A 3174-nucleotide genomic window follows, 5' to 3' on the forward strand; every position below is an offset into this window, starting at 1 on the left:
CCTGTCGCTCGCCTATTCGCCCGGCGTCGCCGCGCCGGTGCTCGCCATCGCCAAGGATCCTTCAGCGGCGTTCGATTATACGACCCGCGGCAACATGGTCGCCGTCATCACCAACGGCACCGCGATCCTCGGGCTCGGCGATCTCGGCGCGCTGGCGGCGAAGCCCGTGATGGAAGGCAAGGCCGCGCTGTTCAAGCGGTTCGCCGACATCGATTCCATTGATCTCGAGATCGATGCGAAGGAGGTCGACGCATTCGTCAACGCCGTGCGGTATCTCGGCCCCTCATTCGGCGGCATCAATCTCGAAGATATCAAGGCGCCGGAGTGTTTCGTCATCGAGGAGCGGCTACGCGACCTCATGGACATTCCGGTGTTTCATGACGATCAGCACGGCACGGCGATCATCTCCGCCGCCGGCATGCTCAACGCGCTGCTGCTGACGGGCCGCGATATCGGATCGGCGAAACTCGTCTGCAACGGCGCCGGCGCCGCCGGCATCGCCTGTCTCGATCTCGCCAAAGCCATGGGTTTCGATCCGCGCAATGTCATCCTGTGCGACACCAAGGGCGTCGTCTATCGCGGCCGCCAGGAGGGGATGAACCAGTGGAAGAGCGCGCACGCCGTGGACACCACGGCGCGAACGCTCGCCGAGGCGCTGGAAGGCGCCGATATCTTCTACGGCCTCTCCGTCAAGGGGGCCCTGACGCCGAACATGCTTCGCGGCATGGCGGACAATCCGATCGTCTTCGCCATGGCCAATCCCGACCCGGAGATCACGCCGGAAGAAGCGCGCGCCACGCGCGCCGACGTGATCATCGCCACAGGCCGTTCCGACTATCCCAACCAGATCAATAACGTCCTCGGCTTTCCCTATATTTTCCGGGGCGCGCTCGACGTGCGCGCCAAGACGATCAACATGGAGATGAAGATCGCTGCGACGAAGGCGCTCGCCGACCTTGCGCGCGAGGACGTGCCGGACGAAGTCGCCAACGCCTACCGTGGCGCCCGGCCGCGTTTCGGCCGTGACTATATTATCCCGGCGCCGTTCGACCCGCGCCTCATCTCCATCATTCCGCCCGCCGTGGCGCTCGCGGCGATGGACAGCGGCGTCGCGCGCCGCCCCATCGTCGACATGAAAGCCTATCGCGCCGAGCTAACGGCGCGTCGCGATCCGATCGCCGGGCTGATGCAGACTATTCACGAACGCGTGCGGCGTGATCCCAAGCGCGTCGTCTTCGCCGAGGGCGAAGAGGAGCAGGTGATCCGCGCCGCGCTCGCTTTCGTCAACCAGGGCTTTGGACGCGCCGTGCTTGTCGGCCGGGAGGATCGCGTCAAGGAGGCGGCGGAAAACGCCGGCCTCGAACTTCCCGCAGAGATCGAAATCCACAACGCCAAACTCTCTAACCGTAACGCAGTCTATGCGCAGTTCCTGTTCGAGCGCCTGCAGCGCAAGGGCTTTCTGATGCGCGACTGCCAACGGCTGATCAATCAGGACCGCAATCATTTCGCCGCAGCGATGGTGGCGCAGGGCGACGCCGACGCCATGGTGACAGGCGTGACGCGCAATTTCTCCCACGCGCTTGAAGACGTGCGCCGCGTAATCGACCACAAGCCCGGCCACCGCGTCATCGGCGCGTCGATCATTCTCGCAAACGGCCGCGTCGTCGTCGTCGCCGATACGGCGATCACCGAAATGCCCGACGCTCACGAGCTGGCCGAAATCGCCATCGAGGCGGCCGGCGTCGCGCGCCGCATCGGACTCGAGCCGCGGGTCGCCATGCTGGCCTTTTCGACATTCGGCTATCCGCCGGGCGAGCGCACGGCGCGCGTGCACCAGGCGGTCAATGTTCTTGACCAACGACGCGTCGATTTCGAATATGAGGGCGAGATGGGCGCGGACATTGCGCTCAACAAGGATCTCATGAGCGCCTACCCGTTTTCGCGACTCACCGATACGGCGAACGTCCTTGTCATGCCAGCGTTTCATTCGGCGGCTATTTCGACAAAAATGTTACAGGAACTGGGCGGCGCGACCGTCCTGGGTCCGCTGATCGTCGGACTCGACAAACCGGTTCAAATCGTCCAACTCGGCGCGACGGACACGGAGATCGTCAATATGGCGGCGCTCGCCGCCTTCGGCGTCGGCGGATGACCTACCCTCCCCTCCAATGATAGGGGTTGCGCCGTAAGCGCGGGGTGGGGTGAACCGCGCGGCCCGCACCCTGCTCACCCCCACCCGCGCGGCTTCCCCGCGCGACCTCCCTTGGGAGGCGATCGCACATGAAGCAAGAGACTGACGCTGATGAACATTACGATGATTGGTTCGGGCTATGTAGGTCTGGTCTCGGGCGCCTGTTTCGCCGACTTCGGCCATAACGTCATTTGCGTCGACGCCGACGCGACCAAGATCGAGCGCCTGAAGCGCGGCGAGATTCCGATCTTTGAGCCCGGCCTCGACGAACTCGTCGCCAATAACGTCGAACAGAACCGCCTTTCCTTCACCACCGAACTCGAACCGGCGGTCAAAGGCGCCGACGCGGTGTTCATCGCGGTCGGCACGCCATCGCGGCGCGGCGACGGCCATGCGGATTTGTCCTTCGTCTACGCCGCCGCGCAGACCATCGCCAAGGCGCTCGAGGGATTCACGGTCGTCGTCAACAAATCGACCGTTCCCGTCGGCACCGGCGACGAGGTCGAGCGCATCATGCGCGAAGTCAATCCGGACGCCGATTTCACCGTCGTCTCCAATCCTGAATTCTTGCGCGAAGGCGCGGCGATCGAGGATTTCAAACGCCCCGACCGCGTCGTCATCGGCATCGAAGATCCGCGCGCGCGCGAGGTGATGGAGGAAATCTATCGTCCGCTGTCGCTCAACGCGCCGCCGCTGATCTTCGTCGGGCGGCGCACGTCGGAGCTCACCAAATACGCGGCCAACGCTTTTCTCGCGACGAAGATCACCTTCATCAACGAGATCGCCGATCTGTGCGAAAAGGTCGGCGCCGACGTGCAGGAGGTCGCGCGCGGCATCGGCCTCGACAAGCGCATCGGCGGGAAATTCCTGCATGCGGGACCGGGCTATGGCGGCTCCTGCTTTCCCAAGGATACGCTGGCGCTGATCAAGACCGGGCAGGACGAAGGCGCGGCGCTGCGCATCGTCGAAACGGTGGTCGCGGT

At 64.3% G+C, this 3174-nt stretch carries 2 protein-coding genes; both read left to right on the top strand.

Annotation, left to right across the window (positions count from 1 at the left end):
* Nucleotides 1-2152: NADP-dependent malic enzyme (locus tag M0R21_13745; protein ID MCK9618886.1), on the top strand; the 2152-nt coding region annotated here is incomplete at its 5' end.
* A 150-nt stretch (nt 2153-2302) separates the two neighbouring features.
* Nucleotides 2303-3174, top strand: an 872-nt coding sequence (locus M0R21_13750) for a UDP-glucose/GDP-mannose dehydrogenase family protein (GenBank protein ID MCK9618887.1), incomplete at its 3' end; no start/stop codon positions are given.

The sequence above is a fragment of the Lentimicrobiaceae bacterium genome (genome assembly GCA_023227965.1).
Classification (GTDB): domain Bacteria; phylum Bacteroidota; class Bacteroidia; order Bacteroidales; family JALOCA01; genus JALOCA01.